Source organism: Sorangium sp. So ce176 (genome assembly GCF_051519835.1).
Classification (GTDB): domain Bacteria; phylum Myxococcota_A; class Polyangia; order Polyangiales; family Polyangiaceae; genus Sorangium; species Sorangium cellulosum_G.
Genome location: NZ_CP150371.1, coordinates 2132246 through 2153271, shown reverse-complemented (window position 1 = coordinate 2153271; position 21026 = coordinate 2132246). Strand labels below are relative to the sequence as shown.

The 21026-nt window shown below is 71.5% G+C and carries 20 protein-coding genes; 8 read left to right on the top strand and 12 right to left on the bottom strand.

The annotated features are described in order from the left end of the window. Positions 1-11: 11 nt before the first annotated feature. The 5 genes from WMF42_RS08275 to WMF42_RS08255 all read right to left on the bottom strand — a co-directional run bounded on the left by WMF42_RS08275 (position 12) and on the right by WMF42_RS08255 (position 5966). Positions 12-812 carry a TetR/AcrR family transcriptional regulator gene (locus WMF42_RS08275; RefSeq protein ID WP_061608700.1) on the bottom strand — a complete coding sequence of 267 codons (801 nt, stop codon included), beginning with the start codon at positions 810-812 and terminating at the stop codon, positions 12-14. A 349-nt stretch (positions 813-1161) separates the two neighbouring features. Continuing rightward, positions 1162-1569, bottom strand: a complete 408-nt coding sequence (locus tag WMF42_RS08270; protein WP_437691310.1) for an NUDIX hydrolase — start codon at positions 1567-1569, stop codon at positions 1162-1164. Positions 1570-1604: 35 nt separating this feature from the next. Next, positions 1605-3251 (bottom strand): transglutaminase-like domain-containing protein, encoded by a 1647-nt coding sequence (locus tag WMF42_RS08265; RefSeq protein WP_437691309.1) that lies wholly within the window; start codon positions 3249-3251, stop codon positions 1605-1607. A 100-nt stretch (positions 3252-3351) separates the two neighbouring features. Beyond that, a complete protein-coding gene (gene pcnB, locus WMF42_RS08260; protein ID WP_437691307.1) occupies positions 3352-4602 on the bottom strand; it encodes a polynucleotide adenylyltransferase PcnB in 1251 nt (416 codons plus the stop codon). A gap of 401 nt (positions 4603-5003) precedes the next feature. After that, positions 5004-5966, bottom strand: a complete 963-nt coding sequence (locus tag WMF42_RS08255; protein ID WP_061608696.1) for a serine/threonine-protein kinase — start codon at positions 5964-5966, stop codon at positions 5004-5006. 426 nt (positions 5967-6392) lie between these two features. Here WMF42_RS08255 and WMF42_RS08250 point away from each other — a divergent pair, with 426 nt between their 5' ends. Further along, positions 6393-7427, top strand: coding sequence for a site-2 protease family protein (locus WMF42_RS08250; RefSeq protein ID WP_061608695.1), 1035 nt, complete (start codon positions 6393-6395; stop codon positions 7425-7427). 16 nt (positions 7428-7443) lie between these two features. Here the strand turns inward: WMF42_RS08250 and coaD are convergent, their stop codons facing one another. The 3 genes from coaD to WMF42_RS08235 all read right to left on the bottom strand — a co-directional run bounded on the left by coaD (position 7444) and on the right by WMF42_RS08235 (position 10302). Beyond that, entirely contained in the window at positions 7444-7941 is a 498-nt protein-coding gene (coaD, locus tag WMF42_RS08245; protein WP_061608717.1) for a pantetheine-phosphate adenylyltransferase, read from the bottom strand. A gap of 5 nt (positions 7942-7946) precedes the next feature. Next, on the bottom strand, positions 7947-9296 hold the full coding sequence (locus tag WMF42_RS08240) for a tetratricopeptide repeat protein (RefSeq protein ID WP_061608694.1): 1350 nt from the start codon (positions 9294-9296) through the stop codon (positions 7947-7949). 109 nt (positions 9297-9405) lie between these two features. Next, positions 9406-10302, bottom strand: a complete 897-nt coding sequence (locus tag WMF42_RS08235; RefSeq protein ID WP_061608693.1) for a 3'-5' exonuclease — start codon at positions 10300-10302, stop codon at positions 9406-9408. A 324-nt stretch (positions 10303-10626) separates the two neighbouring features. Between WMF42_RS08235 and WMF42_RS08230 the strand changes: the two genes are divergently transcribed. Beyond that, the gene (locus WMF42_RS08230; RefSeq protein ID WP_061608692.1) at positions 10627-11292 is read left to right on the top strand and encodes an HNH endonuclease; all 666 of its coding nucleotides are present in this window, start codon (positions 10627-10629) and stop codon (positions 11290-11292) included. A gap of 60 nt (positions 11293-11352) precedes the next feature. On the opposite strand, the gene WMF42_RS08225 is transcribed toward WMF42_RS08230, so the two are convergent. After that, positions 11353-11820, bottom strand: coding sequence for a hypothetical protein (locus WMF42_RS08225; protein WP_437691303.1), 468 nt, complete (start codon positions 11818-11820; stop codon positions 11353-11355). Positions 11821-11915: 95 nt separating this feature from the next. Here WMF42_RS08225 and WMF42_RS08220 point away from each other — a divergent pair, with 95 nt between their 5' ends. Together WMF42_RS08220 and WMF42_RS08215 are read left to right on the top strand one after the other, a co-directional pair. Then, positions 11916-12551, top strand: coding sequence for an AgmX/PglI C-terminal domain-containing protein (locus WMF42_RS08220; protein WP_155798441.1), 636 nt, complete (start codon positions 11916-11918; stop codon positions 12549-12551). A 28-nt stretch (positions 12552-12579) separates the two neighbouring features. Continuing rightward, positions 12580-14190, top strand: a complete 1611-nt coding sequence (locus tag WMF42_RS08215) for a hypothetical protein (RefSeq protein WP_061608689.1) — start codon at positions 12580-12582, stop codon at positions 14188-14190. A 373-nt stretch (positions 14191-14563) separates the two neighbouring features. On the opposite strand, the gene WMF42_RS08210 is transcribed toward WMF42_RS08215, so the two are convergent. Then, a complete protein-coding gene (locus WMF42_RS08210) occupies positions 14564-14944 on the bottom strand; it encodes a histone H1 (RefSeq protein WP_437691300.1) in 381 nt (126 codons plus the stop codon). A 481-nt stretch (positions 14945-15425) separates the two neighbouring features. Between WMF42_RS08210 and WMF42_RS08205 the strand changes: the two genes are divergently transcribed. The 3 genes from WMF42_RS08205 (at position 15426) to WMF42_RS08195 (ending at position 18320) form a co-directional block, all read left to right on the top strand. Then, positions 15426-16250 (top strand): OmpA/MotB family protein, encoded by an 825-nt coding sequence (locus tag WMF42_RS08205; RefSeq protein ID WP_061608688.1) that lies wholly within the window; start codon positions 15426-15428, stop codon positions 16248-16250. 10 nt (positions 16251-16260) lie between these two features. After that, the gene (locus tag WMF42_RS08200; RefSeq protein WP_437691298.1) at positions 16261-17196 is read left to right on the top strand and encodes a Ppx/GppA phosphatase family protein; all 936 of its coding nucleotides are present in this window, start codon (positions 16261-16263) and stop codon (positions 17194-17196) included. Positions 17197-17813: 617 nt separating this feature from the next. Continuing rightward, positions 17814-18320 (top strand): CarD family transcriptional regulator, encoded by a 507-nt coding sequence (locus WMF42_RS08195; RefSeq protein ID WP_012234339.1) that lies wholly within the window; start codon positions 17814-17816, stop codon positions 18318-18320. A gap of 154 nt (positions 18321-18474) precedes the next feature. Here WMF42_RS08195 and WMF42_RS08190 read toward each other — a convergent pair whose 3' ends face one another. Both WMF42_RS08190 and WMF42_RS08185 read right to left on the bottom strand, forming a co-directional pair. After that, on the bottom strand, positions 18475-18984 hold the full coding sequence (locus WMF42_RS08190) for a hypothetical protein (RefSeq protein ID WP_061608686.1): 510 nt from the start codon (positions 18982-18984) through the stop codon (positions 18475-18477). A gap of 86 nt (positions 18985-19070) precedes the next feature. Continuing rightward, positions 19071-19589 carry a tRNA (cytidine(34)-2'-O)-methyltransferase gene (locus WMF42_RS08185; RefSeq protein ID WP_061608685.1) on the bottom strand — a complete coding sequence of 173 codons (519 nt, stop codon included), beginning with the start codon at positions 19587-19589 and terminating at the stop codon, positions 19071-19073. Between the two features lie 363 nt (positions 19590-19952). Between WMF42_RS08185 and WMF42_RS08180 the strand changes: the two genes are divergently transcribed. Beyond that, the gene (locus WMF42_RS08180; RefSeq protein WP_233561551.1) at positions 19953-20957 is read left to right on the top strand and encodes a hypothetical protein; all 1005 of its coding nucleotides are present in this window, start codon (positions 19953-19955) and stop codon (positions 20955-20957) included. Positions 20958-21026: the final 69 nt, after the last annotated feature.

Below are 21026 nucleotides of genomic sequence, written 5' to 3'. Positions count from 1 at the left end.
TCAAGCCCCCCTCACCCCTCCGGGCGGCGCGGCTCCACTGAGGTCACCTCGCGCAGGACCGGGGCGCCGAGCCGCTCGGACACGGGGGGCGGCGGCGCGCTCGCCCCGCTGACGAGGATCGCGAACGAGGCCCGGATCTCCTCGCCGAAGTCGATCCGGAAGAGGCCCATCTCCGGCCGGCTGCGGATGTCGCGAATCACGTCGCTGGGATCGCAGACCTGGCGCATCCCGATGAGCAGGGCGTACATGCGGATGAGGAGCGGACCGCCCTGACCGGGGGCAAGCGACGGCAGGCATCGCTCGAGCAGCGCCCCGGTGCGCTCGACGTGCGCGAGCAGGGAGAGCTTGAAGCGGAGGGCGGCCTCGTAGCTGACGTTCTGCTCGAGGACGCTGTGCACGATGGTGAGCAACCGCGTCATCGCGCCGCGCGCGACGAGGGTCGTCGACAGGATCGAGGCGATGCTGGCGGCCGCGTCCTCTCCGGACGCCGAAGAGCCACCGCGGCGCCCCCGCGAGGGCCGAGCGTGCGGCGCGCCCGCGCCCCCCTGGGAGTCGCCGAGATGCGCGAGATGGATATTCACATCATCGAACCACTTCGCGAGCTCTTGATCAACGACGGCGAGGAACAGCTCCTCTTTGGTCGTGAAATACAGGTAGAGCGTACCTTTTGCGAGCCTGGTGCGCTCGGCGACCTGCGCCATGGTGACCTCGGGATACGGGGTCTCCTGGAACAGCCGCCAGGCTGCGTCGATGATGAACCTCCGACGCTCCTCCTTCTGTTCCTCCTTTCTCGCTCTTCGCGTTGAGCTCATAGACAGACCGGTTTACGACGTCTGCAGAAGATAAGCAATCCACACAATGCACCACACCGCATGTATACAAACTGACCAGCGCGTATTGGTGTCGCTTGCACCGCGCGCGATCACTCCGCCGAACCGCCGCTATCGTAGAAGTAACCGCCGTCATCACATTTCACCGACCACGGTCACACCGATGCCGTGCACCCCGGCTGTCGCAGGCGCATGTCGTGGCGACAGAGCAGTAAAATAACGCTGTTGCTGCTCGGCGCTCGAGGCGCGATGTGGAGAGTCGCTCTCTCGGCGCCACATCCCGCGTCCGCGCGGGCTGCGCCAGGTCGCGCTCTTCCTGAGCCGCGCTGTCTCAGCCCGCGGCTGCCATCGCCAGCGCCCGGCGGATCACGCGGAGCGCGACGTCGGTGAGGCCATAGGCCGGCAGCTCGGCGGCAGGCACGAGGGCCACCTCGGAGGCGTCGTCGCCTGGAGAGAGGACGCCTCCGGCCGCCTCGCAGAGGTAATCGAGGATCACGTAATGATAAGGAGTCTCGACGATCTCCACGACCTCCACGAGCGGGCCGACGCGGATCTCGAGGCCCGTCTCCTCGCGGATCTCGCGGGCGAGGGCGTCGGCGAGCCGCTCACCGGGCTCGACGCGGCCGCCGGGGAGCGACCAGGAGCCCTCGAGCGGAGGGTGCGCGCGCCGGACGAGGACCACGCGCGGCGCGCCGGACGCGTCCGCGCGGCGCTCGAGCACGACGGCGCCGACAGCCACGCGCGGAGGCTCCAGGGGGCGGATCGGCGCGTCGCTCACGGAGCGGCCGTGTCCGTGCGGCCGGCCTTGCAGCGGGCGTCGCCGGGCGTCGCCACCGCGAGGTCGTACTCGCCGAGCGCGACGTCGCGGGGAATGATGACGGCGTCGTCGTAGCGGCCCCGATCGTCCGTCGACAGCGAGCCGACCGTCACGCCCTGCGGCGCCGAGCTCCCCGTCAGGATCACGTCGACGCGGACGTGCGCGCACGGCGCGCCGTTGCTGCTGACCTGCCCCTGGAGGCGGAGCGGGAAGCCGCGGCGGATGTCCTTGTCCAGCGCCGTCACGACCACGTCGGTGCGCTCGGCCGCGCGCTCGTTCGGATCGCTCGTGGGCGCCGGCGGCGGCGGCGGCGGCGCGGCGGGGCTGCTGCCGGTGCCGGCCGGGCCCGCGGGCCCCTGCTGCGCCTGCTCGGCGCGGGCCCTGTCCGCTAGATCCTGGCCCGAGTCGCGCTGCTCCGGCCAGCTGTAGGGATCGGGCGGCGGCACATAGGGCGGGCGGCTCGGATCGATCTCCTGGTCCATGTTGAGGGCGGCTCCCCCCAGGTCGATGCGGTGCCAGAGCGAGCCGTCGAAGACCTCGACCCAGGCGTGCGCCTCGTTGACGACCATCCGCGAGGGGAGCCCGATGTGCAGGGCCGTGACGAGGAACGCGAAGGCGCGATGGCGGCACACGCCTTTCCGCGAGAGCGCGAGATCGAGGTAGATGTCGCCGTGCCCCTTGGGCGGGTCGTCCGACGGGGCGAACGACCGGAAGTACTCGACCATCTTCTGCACGACGTCGCGCGGCCGCATCGCTGTCGAGATGCCGATCGCCTGGGCGACCTGCCGGAACGCCGCCTCGTGGGACGCCTCCTGCGGCGCGCGGTAGCGCTCGAGCTTGGCCCAGTCGACGTCAGCGAACTCGCTGCCGAACGTCGCGCGGGCGATCGCGAGCTGCACGACGAGCCGGACGCGCGCGCTCTTCGTGCCGCGCACGAACCAGTTGTCCGCGCCATCGCGCAGCACGACGACCGGCGTATCGGGGTTCACGTGCATCCGCACGAGCCGCGTATCCGGCCCGACCGTCGGGATGCGGACCGGCTCGTTCGGCACGAGGTCGACCGCGATGTCCCCGTAGAACGCCTCGTCCCCCGCCGCGACCGTCGCGTCCGCCTTCACGGTCTTCAGGCTCCGCTCGCGGACGACGAGCGAGTAGTCCGCCCTCACCGCGTCGTAGGCCTGGAGCCGCTTGAACGGCGCGGTCGCGGGGGAGAACGGATCGTCGTAGCGCTCGACGTTCGGCCGGCGGGTGTCTCGATCCGGCTCGTACGACGCCTCGGGTCCCGCGTCGGATCCGACGTTGCTGTAGACCTGCTGCTGGGGCGACGGCGGTCGCTGCGGATCCGGCGCGGTGGCCAGGCCACTCGGCGTCTGGATCGCCGCCGGGAGCCCTCCGTCGAGCGTCGTCGTGGCGAGCGACACGTCCTCCGCGGGATCGGGCGCGATGAACTCGTGCAGGAGCGACCCCTGCGCGTCGGCGAGCGGCGATACGGCGCACGCGAGCGCGAACACGAGCGCGCTGCGGGCCCAGCCGCCGCGCCGGCGCCGGGACGCGGAGACATCGGGCGGAGGAGCGGGGCGCGGGCGCGCGGCCGGAGGGGACATCAGGGGTCTTTATGAAACCAGAAACCCCGTCGATGTTCCACGCCGGCCGGTCGATCGCCGTGGCTCGCGGTCATCCGCCGCCACCACCGTCCATCGCCTGTCAGCGCCGGTACTGCGGGGCGTCGGCGTGGTGGCGCCGCGGCTGCGGGGCCGAGCGTAGCCGGTCGATCGCCTCGGTGGACTCTCCGCGGGCGGTCAGCTCGGCCGCGAGCACGTCGAGGGCGGGCTGGAAGATGTCGGTCCGCGCGAAGCGGCCGGCGCGACCGCCGGCCAACCTCGGCAGGACGGCGACGATGCGCCGCATGCCGTCGGCGTAGCGGCGGGAGATGGCCAGCCGGTCGATGAGCGGCTCGAGGAAGTCGGCCACAGCCGCAGCGCGATCGCGGACGCCGTCGCATGCCTCCTTCATCGGCTCGAGGAGCAGGAGCGTCCAGAGCACCGTGTCGTCGAGCGGCCGGTCCGCGGCGGTGCGCCTGTCGACGTAGTCGAGCACGCGCCAGAGGCGCTGGCCCGGGCCGTCGTCGCCCCGGTCGTCGTAGAGCAGCGCCGAGACCTCCGGCAAGAGCACGTCGAGCACGCCGGTCTCCCACGCGAGGTAGATGGTGCGGCGCGCCTGGCCGCCGCGCAGGAGGCGCAGGATCTCCTCGGAGAGGCGCGGGCGCGCCGCGAGGGCGAGCGCGTCGCGGCAGTAAACGACCGCATCGTACACGTCGGGGGTGATCGCGAAGCCCAGCCGGCCCGCGAACTTGAGCGCGCGCAGGATGCGGATCGGATCCTCGCGGAAGCGCGTCTCCGGCTCGCCGATCGTGTGGACCACCTGGCGGCGCACGTCATCCATGCCGCCGACCCAGTCGAGGATCTGCCGCGCCTCCACGTCGTAGAAGAGCGCGTTGATCCGGAAGTCGCGGCGGAGGGCGTCCTCGTGCGCGACGCCGAACGCGTTGTCGCTCCGGATGAGCAGCTCGCTCCCCTCGTCGGAGTCCTCCTTCGGGTTGCGGCGGAAGGTCGCCACCTCGATGACCTTCCCGCCCTGGAAGAGGACGTGCACCAGGCGAAACCGCCGACCGATGATGCGCGAGTTGCGGAAGAGCTCGCGGACCTCCTCCGGCCGGGCGCTCGTGGCGACGTCGAAGTCCTTCGGGCGCCGGTCGAGCAGCAGATCTCGCACGCAGCCGCCGACCAGATAGGCCTGGAAGCCATGGCGGACGAGGCGTCGCACGACTTTCTGGACGTCCGGATCGATGCGCGCCTCATCGAAGACCACCTGGTAGCGGCGCGGGGTGGGGATGTCCTCAGCGACGAGCTCGATCCGGAACGGATCCTCGTCGAGGTTGCCAGCGTCCGTCGGCATGAGCTCGCCCTCGGGCGGAGCGCGTACCCCGGGGGCGCTGCGGCTCTCGTAAATCGGGAGTTCGGCGTCTTGAAACGCCGCTGTGCCGTTGTCAGGAGATGGGGTCGCGCGACCCATAATCACGACCGAAAAAGCGGCCAGGCTGAGCCTGGAGGGAGTGGAGGGCGACTGGCGCGCGATGCAGGGTTCCAGTTCCCCTGGAGAACCGACCGCGCTGATGAGGCCCGCGCCCGCGGACCCCCGAACCGTGCCGGCTCGCTCCCCTCGGCCTGGAGCGGCCTGGCGAACGGATCCGGCTGTCGCCCGGAACAAGAGATGCTAACGGCCGTCTAGCAGGGCTTCGCCGCGAGAGCAAAGCCGAGCGCACGGAGGTCGACGGAAGTCTCCGGAGCGAGCGGGCTTCACGGCTTGGTGCCCCAGTGCCGGATCCCGGAGGTCGGCGGCGCGGCGGTGTCCGGCTGGGCAGCGAACGGCGCCCCGGCGCTCGCCTCCGGCGTCGCGAGAAGCGCCTGTCGCAGCTCCGCCATCGCCGGGAACCTGCCGCGAGGATCCTTCACGAGCGCCTTGCGCACGACAGCGTCGAGCTCACGCGACATGAGGAGCCCTGGGTGCAACCGGTGCAGCGGCGGCGGCGGCTCGCGCCCGTGCTTCGCCGCGATGGCCGGGTACGGACCCTGAAATGGAACACGGCCCGCGAGCATCTCGTAGAGCACGATGCCCAGGGAGTAGACGTCGGCGGTGGGCGCCGCCGGAGCGCCGTGCGCCTGCTCGGGCGCCATGTACTCGGGCGTCCCGACGACGCGGGAAAGCAGCGATGCGTCGGCGCCCTGATCCTGGATGAACGAGAGCCCGAAGTCGAGCAGCTTGACGATCTCGCGCCCGTCGGCGGCATGCACAAGGAACACGTTCTCCGGCTTCACGTCGCGGTGGATCACGCCAGCGCGGTGCGCAGCCTCGAGGCCCGCCGCGAGATCGGCGGCGATCCGGACCGCGCGCGCGGGTACGAGCGAGCGGGCGAAGGTCAACGTATCGGCGAGATCGAGGCCGACGAGCAGCTCCATCGCGAAGCACGGCGCGTCGCCGGCGCGCTCGATCGCCTCGACGCAGAGGACGTTGGGGTGCCGGACGCGCGAGGCCGCGGCGGCCTCCCGCTCGAACCGCGCGACGAGCAGCGGGTCGTCGCGGAGCTCCGCCCGCAGGACCTTGACAGCGACGCGCGCGGTCGCGGCGTCGTGCGTCCTGCCGATGCGCTCCGCGAGGTAGACGTGCCCGACCCCGCCGCTGCCCAGGAGCTGCACGACGCGGTACCTGTTGCCGAGGACTTTGCCCACGAGCGCTTCGGCGGCGACGCGAGCAGGAGGCATGGATCGATCGTAGCGCAGTCGCGCCCGCCAAAGGGCAAAGGCGCGCAGCGGCGCCGAGGAAGAGGGCGCCGGCCGTCGTGACGCGGGCGCACCCCCGAAAGGTTTGCGGCCGCACTGCCAGGCGAACGGGGCGCGCGATGTCCTGCGAGAAAGAGCCCAGCCGCCGCGGCGTCTCGAGTCGGATCGCCTGGCTCCTCCAGGCTCGCGATGCAGGGGATGACGCGCGAAGTCATCCACGCCGCACAGGGTCTGGCCACGCCGCCCGTGCGTCATCGTGGGCCACGGAGCAGGACCGCTCGGCATGCCGTCGGCGCCTGCGCGCGGCGCGCGCTCCGGCGGCGCGACGAGCAGCCAGCGACCGGCCTGAGCGCAAGCGTGCGCGGATCGCTTGAGCGGCGGCGAGGAGGCGGCCACGCTTAGCGGCGCATGACCGACGATCGTCGATTCTCCTCCCCGAGCACGCTCGACCTGGATGTCGAGCTCGCTCCAGCGGCGACGAGCTCCGCGGGGCCGAGCGCCAGGCCCGTGCCGCGGCGGGCCCCGCTCCGCTGGAAGAAGAACCTCGCGCTCTTCTGCCTGACGGTCGTCTCGGTGTTCGTCGCCGGCACCCTCTGGGCTCCGATCACGCCAGAGGACGACAGCGTGCTCTCCTTCGTGAAGGCGCTGCCGCAGGCGTGGCCGTTCGCCGTGCCGTTCCTGGCGATCCTGCTGGCGCACGAGTTCGGGCACTACTTCGCGGCGCGCGCGCACGGGGTCGAGGCGTCGCTCCCCTACTTCATCCCGCTCCCCGTCGTGAGCCCGCTCGGCACGATGGGCGCGGTGATCTCGATGAAGGGGACGATCAAGTCGCGCAACGCGCTGCTCGACATCGGCGCCTCCGGGCCGCTGGCCGGCCTCGCTGTCGCGCTCCCGGTCCTCTTCGTGGGCCTGATGCACTCCGAGGTGCACGCGACGTCGGGCCCCGCGCTGCAGGAGGGGCGGAGCCTGCTCTATCTCCTGCTGAGGTGGCTCGCGGTCGGCCCGATCCCGGAGGGCCAGGACGTCTTCCTCGGCCCCACGGCGATGGCCGGCTGGGCCGGGCTGCTGATCACGGCGCTCAACCTGTTCCCGGTCGGCCAGCTCGACGGGGGGCACGTCGCGTACGCGCTGTTCGGCAGGAAGCAGGACCGCTACAGCCGCGCCGCGCACTACCTGATGCTCGCCCTCTTCCTCGGCAACGTCGCCTACTTCACGCGGTACTTCATCGCCGAGGGGTTGCCCGACGCGCTCCGCGCCGCGGTCGCGAACGGGATGCCGTGGCTCACGTGGTTCGGCGTGGTCTACGCGATGCTGCGCGTGGGCGGCCGGGAGCACCCTCCGACGGAGCCCGGCGAGCTGTCGCCGGCGCGCAAGGCGGTCGCCGTGGTGACGCTGCTCTTCTTCGTGCTGCTGCTGATGCCGACCCCGTTCGGGACCTACTGAAGACGACGGCCGCCGCTCAGGGCCTCGCGGCGGCGAACTTCGCCCGGAGCGCGTCGCAGACGACGGCGGGCGCGTAGTGGCTGACGTCACCCCCGTGGCTCGCGATCTCGCGCACGAGCGACGCCGAGACGAAGCCGTAGTGGGTGCGCGTCGGCAGGAAGACGGTATCGACGCTGGGGAGCATGTCCGCGTTCGCGTGGGCGATCTGCAGCTCGTACTCGAAGTCGGTCGCCGCGCGCAGGCCGCGGACGATCACGCGCGCGCCGACCCGCTGGCAGTACTGGATGAGCAGCCCCTCGAACGAGTCGATCCGCGCGTTCGTCACCTCGCTCGTGGTCTGGCGCAGGAGCTCCAGCCGCTCCGAGTAGGTGAAGAGCGGGTGCTTCGTCGGGTGCCGACCGACGGCGATGATCACCTGATCGAACAGCTTCGACGCCCGCTGGATCAGGTCGAGGTGGCCGAACGTGATCGGATCGAAGCTCCCTGCGTAGACCGCCAGCAGTTCCTTGGACATGGCGGTCACCGGTCGGGCGTCCGTCGGGGCGCGCCCGCGGGCGGCGCCGCTGCAGGCGGCGGCGGCGGCGCGGTCTGGGGCGCGGGCGCCTGCGGCGCAGGCGCCTGGGGCGCCGGTGAGCCGGTCTCGCCCGCCGGGGCGGGCGCCTGCCCTTCGTTGGCGGGGGCCGGCTCGCTGCCCTGAAGCACCTTGTTCATGGCGACGTCATCCTCGATCCACATGAGCCGACCGCCGTCGCCGAAGGTGATGCGGAAGTAGGCGAGCAGCCCCGCGCCGATCACCCCGTCCAGATCGAGCTGGAGCTGCTTCTCGACCGCCTGGAGCGGCGCCCCGTACACGCCCGGCACCTTCGGGATCTCCAGCGCGCCCAGCCGCAGCATCGGCACGACGCCCTGCTTCAGCTTCTGCTCCGGATCCTGCTCGACCCGCTTCAGCCCGTCGGCCTCGAAGCCGGCCTTCTTCCAGCCCTCCTTGTCGAGCGCGATCGGGAACGTCATCGACGTGTCGATGAGCATCGGCCCCTGCAGCGTCTTGTCGGGGCCGACGCTGCTCCGCAGCACCATGCCGCCGCCCTTGATGAAGGCGAGGTCGACGCGCGTCGCGTCGGGCGGCGCCGGCGGGGAGAAGCTGCGCACCACGAACTGCCGGCCGCTGTAGTCGATGGTGGCGTTGAGGTGGCGGAGCAGGTTCACCCCGAGCAGCGCCTTGATCGGCGCGCCCATCTGCTTCGAGATGCCCGACAGGTCCTGCGTGAGCGCCGGCACGTCGTTGACCTCGAGCTTCTTGCCGAAGCGGAGGGAGACCCAGCTCGGCTCCTTGCGCGTGCTGCTGTCGAGGACCACCTCGCCCGTACCGGTCGACACCATGGCGAGCGCCGACTCGCCGTCGATCTCGACCTCGACGACGAAGAAGGGCGCCGCCGGGCTGACGTGGGGCATCTCGATCGCCGCCAGGAGCGCGCCCGAGATCGTGAACGGCGCCCGCCCCGCCCCGCGCCGCGCCAGCTTGGCGATCGACTTCGCCCAGTCGTCGACCACATCGGGATCGTCGAGCATCGCCTCGAGCTCGTCCGCGGCGGCGTCGAGATCGCCCTTGTACCAGAGCGCGCGCCCGCGGAGCCCGGCCGCCTCGGAGCCGGCGACCCCCTTGAGGAGGCGCAGCGCCTCGGCGTAGTCGAGCCGCGCCAGCGCGATGCGCCCCGCGAGCAGCCGCGCCTCGGTGTCGGTCGGGACGATCGTCAGCGCCTTCGCGACAGCGTCGCGCGCGTTGTCGACGTCGGCGGACTGGAACTCCTGCCGAGCGCGGGCGAGCCACTTCTCCGCCGCCGGCGGACGGGCCGTCTCCGGGCCCATCATGGTCGAGCACGAGGCGAGGAGTGTCGCGGCAAGCAGGCCGCCGAGGCGAACAGCAAGAGGGGAGCGTCGCGTCGGCGCGGTACGGTTCGAGTGGATTCGCACGTGGATCTCAGGCCCTTCGCGCCGTGCCGTCCGGGGCGAGCTCTCCCGGCGAGATCGGCTCGATCGCCAGGATGCGATCGGCCCGTAGCTCACGACGGCTGCGCGACGGGAGCAGATAGCCGAGAACCCGGGGTGGGTCGAGGTCCGTTCGCACCCCCGTTACCCGTACCACGAGCTCCTCCGGCCCCCGGCGCGCCGGGCGGTACCGCATCCGCACGGTGGCGGAGTGCTCGGCCGCGCGCACCGCCGCAGCGACGAGCGCCGGACGGGCGTGGCGCTCGCCGATCCGGACGTGCCACAGGTCGCGCGGCGTCCGCGGGGCGAGGACCTCCACGATCTTGCGGAACACGGCGCGCAGCGCGTGGACGTCGTCCTCGGCGCGGTGGGCGCGCTCGCGGTGCACGCCGAGCTCCCGGCACAGCGAGGCGAGGCTGTGGCTCGGCAGGGCGAAGGCCCGGCGCGACAGGACCAGCGTGTCGAGGTAGTGCGGGATGCGCTTCGCCTTGCCTGCCCGCTCGAGCTCGGCCTCGAGGAACGCGACATCCCATGCGGCCGCGTGGGCGACGATCACCGCGCCCTCCATCACCTGCTCGATGCGATCGCAGAGCTCGGGGAACGTGCGCGCGCCCGCGAGCTCCCGCGGATCGATGCCGTGCACGTGCGCGTTGCCGAACACGTCCGGCTCGGGCCGCACGAGCGACGTGATCGCGTCCTCGCACGTATCCCCCCGCATCCGCTCGGCGCAGACCTCGATGACGCGGTCGCTCTCGGGGCGGAGCCCCGTCATCTCGAGATCGAGGAACACGAGCGGCGCGCGCTCGATCGGATCATCCCAGGGCGAGCCGGCGGGGGGCTCTGCGCCGGTCGTCCGCTCTGGCTCCGCTCCTTCGCGCTGCTCTGTCATCCGATCGGTTCCCCACCACGACGGCGCTGCCCTGGGGGCGGCCGTCCCTCGACATGGACGGGTCTTAGCGAAACCCGCGCCCGACCGAAAGCGCTCGCCGCGCAATGTCGGGCGGCGCCCCCGGCCCGCGGGGGGAGCCGGCCTCATCTCGCCGGCCCCGCGCCCCGGAGGCCGCGCTGGGTGCGCGAGCTTGCGGCGAGCCCCGAGGGGGCGCAACGAGCTCGTCCCGCGCTGTTCCCGCGCCGCGCCCACACACAGCACAGCAGGATTTCTGCCGCAAAGCGCCGGATGTTCACGGGAGCTTTCGTTGCTACACTCCCGGGCGTGCCGGACGGGGTAGCCACAGTCCCGGGGGGCTCTGCGCATGAGGAGCTCGATCTCGGCGACGAGTTTTCTGGGTTCCGCCGTGACCGCAAGGCCGAGCCGCTCGACCTCCCCGTCCTCGTCGTGAACCGCTTCTTCCAGCCTGTTCAGATCACGACGGCGCGCCGCGCTTTCCTGCTGCTCTTCGGCGGCGCGGCCCTGGCCATCGACGAGGCCGGCGAGCTTCACGATTTCTCGGCCTGGCGGAGCTTGCCCGTACGGGACAAGGACGACGGCCTCCCTGTGGTCGGCGGCTCGCTCCGCGTGCCGCGCGTCCTGCACCTCCGCCGCTACGATCGCATGCGGCGCCCGACCATCCGGCTCACACGGAAGAACGTGATGCTACGCGACGCGCACCAGTGTCAGTACTGCGCGCGCCGCCCGCCCGTCCGCGACCTCAACATCGACCACGTGCTCCCCCGGTCGCGCGGCGGCGAGGACTCCTGGGAGAACCTCGTGACCGCCTGCCGCACGTGCAACCTCCGCAAGGGCTGGCGCACGCCCGACGAGGCCAGCATGCGGCTCATCCGCCAGCCGGTGCCTCCGCGGTGGTCGGCGACCATGCAGATCCTGCTCGGGCTGCCGCACTCGTTCGACGAGTGGAGCCCCTTCCTCAAGGCCGGCTGACGCCCCCTCGCCAGGCGCACCGCGACGCCGCCCGGAGCCGCCGGCGACAGGGCGGGCGGCTCACGGCGCCACGGTGATTCGCCCCTGCTCGTCGCAGTACGCGACCGCGCTCCACCCCTCCTCGGTGCAGAGGAAGAACTCGACGCAGCCGGTCCGGCACGCTGCCTCCGCGCACGTCTCGGCGGCGTCGGCCGGGCAGTCCGGCTCCTGAAGCGCGGGCGCGCAGCCCGACGCCTCGCCGCTGCGATCGAGCGTCACGACGTCGCAGCCGTCCTCCAGACCGCCGCCCGCCCCCGCGTCCGGCGCGGGCTCGCCGGGCCGATCGCAGCGCGCGACCCTCGTCCACGCCCCGTCGCTGCAATCGTACAGAGCGCTGCACGCGTCATCGTCGCAGGTCCCCCCCCGGCCGACCGGGCACCCTCCCTCGGGGATCTCCCCGCAAAGCAGCGGCTCGGCGATGGGATCGCAGCCTGCCGGCGCGAGGGCGGCGAGGGCGGTGCCGGCCATGAAAAGCAGCGGGATCTTCACGACAGCCGTGAGGAGAGCTCGGATCGCCGGCGGGAGGGGGAGAAAAACACGAGGCACCTCGCCTCCGCTCTGCCGAACCGTTTAGTATGCGCGCCATGCGTCCCTGCGCCACTGCCAGCGCCGTGTTCACCGGAGTCCTCGTCGCCGCGACCCTGTTCGTGGCCTGCTCGAGCGGCACCGCGCCACCTTCGCCGCCGGAGAGCGCGCCGCCCGGCGCTCCGCCCCCGCCCGCGTCGCAGCCGGCCGCCGCTGATCCCGCCGCCCCCAACCCGGGCGCCGCGGCGCCGGCCCAGGCGGACAGACCAGCGAGCCGCGGGAAGACCCCGGAGACGGTCGAGGACTGCAAGGCGATCGCCTCCGAGATCACGAACGAGCCGCCGGACGGCGGGGTCGTGATGAACAACGCCATGACCTCGGCCGACGCGGGCTCGAGCGATCGTCTGCAGCCGCTCGTCGACGCGATCAAGGCGCGGCGCGACGGCTTCCGCTGCTGCTTCGACCTCTACGCGCGCAAGCACCCGGGCGCGCAGGGCAGGGTCACCTGGCAGCTCAAGCTGAAGCCCGACGGGACCTTCGAGGAGGCCACCATCGTGCGCGACAAGAGCGACGTGACCGCGCCGCAGATCGAGTCCTGCATGGCGGAGCTCGCGAAGTCGGTCACGTGGGCGCGCTCGCCGAGCGGCAAGGAGACGGTGCTGACCTACCCCTTCGATTTCAAGAGACACAACTAGCAGCGCATCGCCGGCGAGGAGCACGTCTGTGTCGAGCGACGCTTCGGGGATCCTGCGCGGCTCGGGCCACCCCGGCCGCAACGCCTACGCCGAGCTGCTCCGCGACACGCGCGGCCTGCGGCGGGAGCAGCAGCAAGCCCGCGAGGCGTGGTTCGCGCGGCTCGCGGCCGACAAGAAGGACGAGACGCTCTTCGAGCTCGAGATCCTCCTGAAGGGCGTCGCCTGCTTCGCGAACCCGCGGAACCACCCCGGCGCCGGGCGTCGCCAGACGATCGTCAGCCACGACTTCCACGAGCACCTCCAGCACGCCCGCGACGGCATGGCGCGCGTCGTCCAGCTCACGCGCACCATGCTCGGCGATCGCGACCGCGCCTTCGTCTTCCAGCGGTACCTGGAGACGGTGCTCCCGGAGGACACCGCGCGCACGCGCCTCCTGCACGCGACCATGGCGCAGGAGTCGCCGGAGTCGAGCCTCTTCGTGCTGCGGCACGGGTTCACGAACCTCATCGAGGTCGCGGGCGGGCTGCTCCGGCTGCCGCGGGTCAGCTTCAGGCTCTTCTACGCGCACCTCGCGACGGCGATGCGCGAGATCGCGCAGAGCACGTTCTTCAACCCGCTCCACGCGCTCGAGTTTCGCCCGGAGTTCGATCGCATCGCGTCGACGCAGGTGCTCGAGCTGATCCACCGCGTGCCCGGCGAGCATGCGCACCGCCTCGTGGCCCTCACGTTCCTCGCGCTGTTCCGGATGCTCCGGTACCTCCGGCTGCTCGACGCGATCGCGCTCGACCACTCGGATCACCGCGTCGCCGGGCGCGGCTACCTGGTGCTCGCCGTCCTTCGCAGCGACGCGCGCGCGCTCTCGAACTACCTCCGCCGCCGCGCGGGCGCGCTGCTCGCGGACAGCTTCGAGCGGGATCTGCTGCGCGTGCCCGCGAGCGAGCTCGTCGCGCGCCACGACGAGCTCGCCGCCGAGGGCCACCGCCTCCTCTCGACGAAGGCCGCGCTGACCGGGCTCGCCGCGAACCTGCGGCTCGAGATGCGCCGCGCCTTCGAGCACGACCTCCCGCCCGCCGACGCGCTGGTGAGCGAGTCCGAGTACCGCCTCCGCCTCCGCGCCGTGTCGCACGGCCTCCGCCCCGCGCTGCAGAACGCGATCCTGTTCCTCGGCAGATCGCTCGGCGCGAAGCTCGAGGAGGGCCGCGTCTTCGACGACCACGCGGCGCGGCGGGCGACGAGCGATCGCCTCCGCCGCGACGTGTGGATGTTCGCCCAGATCGCCCGCGCGTTCGCGAGCAAGGCGCGCACAACCGGCCCCGCGCCCGACCGGTGGACGGGCATCGCGAGCTTCGCGTTCGTCCGCGAGTTCCTCTCGTACTTCCGGGCGATGGGCTACCCGCTGCTCCGCGTGGGCGACTACCCCCGCGTCGACGCGTTCGTCTCGGCGATGACGGCGCTCGAGGACAGCGACCTGCTCGACCCCCAGCGGCTCGACGCCGCCATCCGCGAGTGCGAGGCGTTCTTCGAGTTCCTGATGAAGCTCTTCGAGCAGATCTCGAAGCGCGAGGACCTCGTGGGCGTGCCGTTCGATCGCAAGGGCGCCGCGCGCGCCCTCCGGCTCTACCTCGGCGAGCGCACCTGAGCGCCCCTCTCGGCGCCGCGCCGCCGCTCCACCACCGAGGCGCCGAGGCGCCGAGCGCGGCTCCCGGCGCGCGCCGTTCGGCGGCGCAAGGCAGGCGAACGTACGCGCCGCGCGGCGGTCCAGCGCCGCGCCGATCCAGCGCGGCGACCTGCGCGCGCGCGTCGGTCGCGATCGTCGCGCGGCGGCGCGGTCGCGGGGACATCATCAACCCGCGCGCGCCCCCAGCCTGGACCAGCGCGCCGGCTCCGCGGCGTGCTCACCCTCGGGCGTCCTGTAGAAGCGACCTGTAGGACAGAGTTTCTCGTCGCGGCCGGCGGGCCTGCTCGCGGCGCCTCACCGGGTGGACGGCGCGAGGCGCGTCGCCTTTGGCGGCTTATTCCGACTCGTCGGACGGCCCGGTGCTCGCAGGCGCCGGGGCCGGCGTGCTCTTGCGCGCGCCGCGGGTGCCCGCGCCCTTGGCCGGCGCGCGCTTGGCAGCCGCGCGCCCGCCTCGAGGCGAGGCCGCCTTCTTCGGCGCAGCCGCGCGCTTGCCGGCGGCCTTCGCCTTGCGCTTCGGAGCCGCCTTCTTGGCGGCGGGCTTCTTGGCGGCGGCGCGCTTCGGCGTCTTCTTGGCGGCGGCGCGCTTCGGGGCGGCCTTCTTCGCTGCCTTCCGCGCCGGCTTCTTCGCGACCTTACCGGCCTTCGCGGCGGCCGGCTTCTTGGCCGACTTCGTCACCTTCTTCGCAGGCTTCTTCGCGGTCTTCTTAGCAGCCATTGGAAATCCTCCTGCATTCGCCCCGGCCCGGCGGACATCGCTCGACGTCCTCGCCACTACAATTTCCTGACCGAGGCAACAGATGTTGCACGACGTATATTGCCATGCATGGTGATGGTCAAGGAAAATCTTGCAGGCCCTAAACCGATGTATCCCATGTGTTCCAGGCAAACTGGTCCGCAAGCGTTGCGAGGGTAAACGCCGGATCAGGCCGTGGTGAAAAGAACCAGACCGCGCCGGACGTTGAATTTTCGTTGACAAGATCCCGGATGTCTGTCTTTGCCCTCTCCGCTTCTCCCCGGCGAACGCGCGCTTGCAAGGCGCGGCAAACAGCGCCGTGGAGCTCATGGTCGCACGGAGCACCGGCGTTGCGCAGGCTCTAGAGAGCCTTGTGCGGCGCCATTCGCCTCGCTACGGTCGCGCCGCCTGCGCGGCGGTCGCCCGTCATGGGCCGGCGCCGCGCCGCTCTAGGAGGAAAGGTATGTTGGTTCGTCGCTCGACGTCGTGGTTGTTGCTGGGCGCAACGCTCCTTGCCGGCTCGGGGGCGCTCGGATGCGGCTACTCGGAGGAGGAGATGCAGGCCAAGGTCCGCGAGATCGAGGGCCTGAAGACCCAGCTGAGCGCCGAGCAGGCGCAGAACAAGAAGGCCAGGAGCGAGCTCGATGAGGCGGCGGCCCGGATCGAGCAGCTCAAGTCCCAGCTCAAGGCAGCGGGCGTGGACATCTCCAACCTGAACGCGAATCTCGAGCAGCAGGCCCGCGCGCTCGAGGACTTCCGCCGCCGCGCCCAGCAGCTCGAGGACATCAAGAAGCGCTTCGAGGTGCTGCGGGACAAGCTCCAGGCCCTGACCAAGCTCGGGCTCAACGTGACCGTCCGGAACAACAGGATGGTCATCCAGCTCCCCGGCGACGTCCTCTTCGACTCGGGCCGGGAGACGCTGAAGAAGGAGGGCCAGGACATCCTGCTCAAGGTGGCCGAGGTCATCCGCAACGACGCCGGTCTGTCGACGCGCTCGTTCCAGGTCGCCGGGCACACGGACAACGCGCCGCTCGCCGGCGGTCGCTTCAAGGACAACTGGGGGCTCAGCGTCATGCGCGCCCGCGAGGTGCTCGCGTTCCTGCTCCAGCCCCAGGACAAGGGCGGCGGCGGCCTCAAGCCCGAGCGGTGGAGCGCCTCCGGCTACGGCGACACCGACCCGGTGAAGGCCAACGACACCCCGGAGAACAAGCAAGCCAACCGGCGCTGCGAGCTCGTGGTGCTGCCGAACGTCGAGGAGATGCTCGACCTGAAGACGCTCACCCAGTGAGGCCTGGAGCATGAGCGTCGCGGCCATCGACATCGGGACGAACTCGGTCCTCCTGCTCGTCGCGGAGCGCCGCGGGGGTGAGCTCGTCGCGCTCGCCGAGCGCGCGACGATCACCCGCCTCGGCCAGGGGGTCGACGCGGCCCGCGCGCTCGCCCCGGAGGCCGTGGAGCGGACGCTCGCCTGCCTCGCCCGCTACGGCGAGGAGATCAGGTCCCTGGGCGTCGAGCGGGTGGACGCCGTCGGGACCAGCGCCATGCGCGACGCCGCCGGCGGCGAGGCGTTCATCGCCCGCGCCCGCGACCTCATCGGCGTGGCGCCGCGCGTGATCTCCGGGCCGGAGGAGGCGGAGCTCACGTACGCCGGGGCGCTGACGGGGCTCAACCTGCCGGCCCGCGGTCCCAGGATCGTGTTCGACGTGGGGGGCGGCAGCACGGAGATCATCGTCGGCGACGCCGGCGGCACGGTGGAGCGGGCGGTGAGCCTCGACGTCGGCAGCGTCCGGCTGACCGAGCGTCACATCCGCGCGGACCCCCCGGCCGAGGCGGAGCTCGAGGCCGTCCGTGCGGATGCCCGGGCAGCCCTGGCGACGGTCCCTGCCGGGCCTCTGTCGGGCGCGCCCACCCTGGTCGGCGTCGCGGGCACGGTGACGACCCTCGCCGCGCTCGTGCGCGACGTCGCGCCCTACGACGGCGCCCGCGTGCACGGCGCGCAGGTCGCCGGGGCCGAGGTCGTGGCCATCACGTCCCGGCTCGCCGCCCTGCCGCTCGCCGCGCGGAGGCAGCTACCCGCGCTGGAGCCGGCCCGCGCCGACGTCATCGTCGCGGGCAGCGTGCTGATCGAGGAGATCCTCGCGTGGGCCTCGAGGGCCGCGGGGGCGCCTGTCGACCTCATCGCCTCGGATCGCGGCGTCCGCTGGGGGCTGGCCGAGCGGCTTTGCCCCGCCTGAGCCCACCGGCTCGCTTTCATACAGGACGGACGCAGCTCCCCTGGCCGTTGTGCCCGCCACCTTTTCGCCTCATCCCACCCAGCCCAGGTCCGCCACCTCTCCCGGAGAGGCCCGCTCTGCCCTAAACTAGAGCGGCGGGTCAGCGTGCATTCACGCTGATGCCTCCACCGACACACACTGTGACCCCGCCCGATCCTGAGAAAAAACCAGAATGATCACGCGACGATGGGTCAGCCTCGGGGATTTTCGTTGACGGTTCTGTGCTGGCTCACTAGAGTGCGCGCGCCTGGCGCAAACCGGCCCTTTTTCGAGAGGGCCGTTCCCCCAACCTCAATCCCTTCCGCCCGAAACCGTCCGCTTTCACCCCCGCTGCTCGAGAATTTACTGTGCACGCCTGAGCACCGACCCCTCGCGGGTCTTGGCGGTGGTGCTCGCGCTTGTGCTCGCACAGCGATCTCGAGTCGCGGTTCATGGTTTTTTTCTCGGAATGCGCGACGGTGTGTGTCGGTTCTGCGGGTCCAGGTTCAACCGCATGTGCAACGGCCGCTTCCCGGAGAGGATTTCGGGAAGCGGACGAAAAATAAAGAGACGGCGGGGTGGAAGGCAAAGGAGACGATATGCAGGCTCGTTCGGAGATCCAGTTCAAGGTGGGCGACAAAGCCGTCTACCCGGCCCAGGGCGTGGCCGAGGTGGTCAACATCGAGGAGAAGGACATCGCTGGCAACCGTCAGCGATTCTATGTTCTCCGCATCTTGGACACGGATCGAAAGATCATGGTTCCAGTCAGCAACGCGAGCGCGGTCGGCCTTCGCCAGGTCATCTCTGAACAGGAAATTCGAGAAATCTTCGACATCCTACGCGAGCGCACCATCGCGTTCGACAACCAGACATGGAACCGTCGCTACCGCGGCTTCATGGACAAGATCAAGACGGGTTCGATTTACGACGTCGCGGAGGTGCTCCGCGACCTGTACCGCCTGAAGACGGACAAGCAACTCTCGTTCGGTGAGCGCCGCATGCTCGACACCGCCCGGACGCTGATCGTCAAGGAGATCGCGATCGCCCGGGGCCAGACGGAAGAGCAGGTGAAGACCGAGATCGAGGCGATCTTTCTCGCCAACTGAGGCGTTACCTCATGGCTAGCGGCCCTGCGGCCGCTGCCGATGGAGGCCGGCACTGCCGGCCTCCGGGCTTTTGTGGGTCCGATCGCCGGAGCCCGGGTCGGGCGCGCGACGTCGAGGGGCTCGGCCGGCGCCCCTGCCCCGCCGGTGGCTCCGCTCAGAGCTCGCTGCCGGGCCGCTTCTGTACGGGAGGGAGCGGAGGCAGCGCGAGATCGACGCGCCAGCCGGCTTCCTCGTAGACGCAGGGCACCTGGACGCGCTCCCCCGGGAGCAGGCCGGCGACGTCCACGAGGGCATGCGCGCCGGCGATCTGGGCGACGTACCGCTGCGGCTCGAAGCGCAGGAGGAAGCGGGAAGGCGTGATCATCGCTTCGGGGGCGATCGCCTTGCCGGTCGCCGCGCTGTAGCGCTGCGCGCGCGCCGCCAGGTTGTCCCGCGCGCGGCGGGACAGGAGCTCGAAGGCGGCCTTGGCGTCGGCCGGATCGCCGTGGAGCTGGCGCAGGCGCGCGACAAGCTCCCGGACGGCGCCGTCCGGCGTGCCGTTGGGAGGACGCCTGCTGCACCCGGACGCGGCGAGCGCCGCGGAGAGCGCGACCGCCGCGGCGGCGCAGCGCAGGCGCGCGGCCGCCCGTCCGCTGTGCCGCGCGCGCTGCCGGTGCGTCGTCATGCCGCCGGTCCCTTAGAACGACGCCCCGCCGGAGTCCACAGCGCGCGGCCGCCGGCGTCCGCCGCACCTCGCGGAGGAGCGCGCCTTCACGCCGGCGCTGCGCCCGCGAACGCGCCCACCTGGCGGAGCGCCTCGTAGAGGACGATCGACACGGCGTTGGCCAGGTTGAGCGAGCGCACGGGGCCCAGCGTGGGGATCCCGAAGACGTCGTCCGGCATGCGGGCGAGGAGGTCGGGGTCGAGGCCCACGCTCTCCTTCCCGAAGACGAGCGCGTCGCCCGGCCGGAAGTCCGCGTCGAGGTAGCTCCGCGACGCCACCGCGCTGAACAGGCGCAGCCGCGCGTTCGGGTGCCGGTGGCGAAAGTGGGCGAGGTCGAGGTGCTGCTCGAGCGTCACCAGGTGCCAGTAGTCGAGCCCCGCGCGGCGGACGCTCCGCTCGTCGATGCGGAACCCCAGCCTCCCGAGCAGGTGCAACGGGCTCTGCGTCGCAGCCGCGAGCCGCGCGATGTTGCCTGTATTCTGCGGGATCTCGGGCTCCACCAGCACGATCCGGAACGGCGGATCGAGCGGCGCCGCGCGGAGCCGGGGGCGACCATCCTTGAGCACGCTCTCTCTTTCGGCGACGCGCCCTCGCGGTGCAACCCCCTTCCGCGACGCAAGCCCCGAGGAGGGGTCGCGCGCGTCCTGGCCGACTGGCCCGCGCGGCGCGGCCCCTTCGGGCAGCCGGCCCACGCGGCGCCACGCAAAACGTGGCCGGAGCTGGCGGAGGTGCCTCTGTTCGCTTGACGGCTGTACGAGCGGACACGTAGCCTCCCGCCTCGGAGACACGGAATGCGCGCATCGTGCTGGATTGCCTCGGCAATTGCCCTCGCGGGGGTGGCGTCATCCTCGCAGGCGTCTGCAGACTCCATGGATCCGGCGCTCGCACGGCTTGTGCGCGAGCCGGTCGCTGGCGTCGGTGACGCTGCGGTGCCCTGCCGCATCACGGGGCCGGACAACGGCCTCTACTACAACCCCGCGTCGCGCTATCAGCGCTGCCAGACCGACGACGCCGCGTTCGCGAAGCTCATCGCGCAGTACGGCTTCGCGATCGCGCCGTCGGCGATGCACTCGGCGCGGACCACGGGCTACGGCGGGTTCGAGATCGGCATCGAGGCCGCCTACACGAAGATTGACAGCGAAGCGGACTACTGGCAGCGCGGCACGCAGGGGCCGCAGGATCCGGCGTCCGGGAACTTCTCCATCGAGAACCGGAGCCCGGACTCGTTCCTGCAGCACTACTCCCTGAAGGTGCGCAAGGGCTTCCCGTTCGGCTTCGAGCTCACCGGCGCCGTCGGGTTCCTCGCCAACACCAACATCGTCAGCGGGGGCGCCGACGTACGCTGGGCGCTCTTCGAGGGGTTCCGCCGAGGGATCCCCGCGATCTTCCCGGAGGTCGCCGTCGGCGGCAGCGTCCGGACGGTCACCGGGACCGAGGAGTTCCAGCTGACGGTCGCCGGCGTCGACGCGCAGGTCTCGAAGCCTCTGCCGATCGGCGGCACGGTGGTCGTCACCCCGTACGCCGGCTACCAGTGGATTCACATCTTCGGCGACTCGGGGTTGATCGATCTCACCCCGAACACCGACGCCGTGAACTACTGCAACTTCCGCGGGTTGAACTCGCCGGCGAACCCCGTGCAAGGCGCGGACGGCCAGACGCTCGCCCACGACGGCCAGCCCGTATGCGCGGGCGGATCCCAGGCCGACTTCAACAACACCGTCGTGTTCGACGCCGTGCGCATGTCGCGCCACCGGCTCCATTTCGGAGCGCAGCTACGCTTCCAGATGGTGAAGTTCGGCGCTCACTTCATCACCGACATCGTGAGCCCCGAGGACGCGAACCAGGGTGCGGACTACGAGATCAACGGCGAGAACAAGTTCGCCGGGCTCGGGTCGCAGTGGACCCTCGCGCTCGATCTCGGCGCCGTGTTCTGAGACGCGCGGCGCCGGGGCCCACGCGCCCGGCGCTGTGTTCTGAGACGCGCGGGGGGGGCCGCGGGTGGT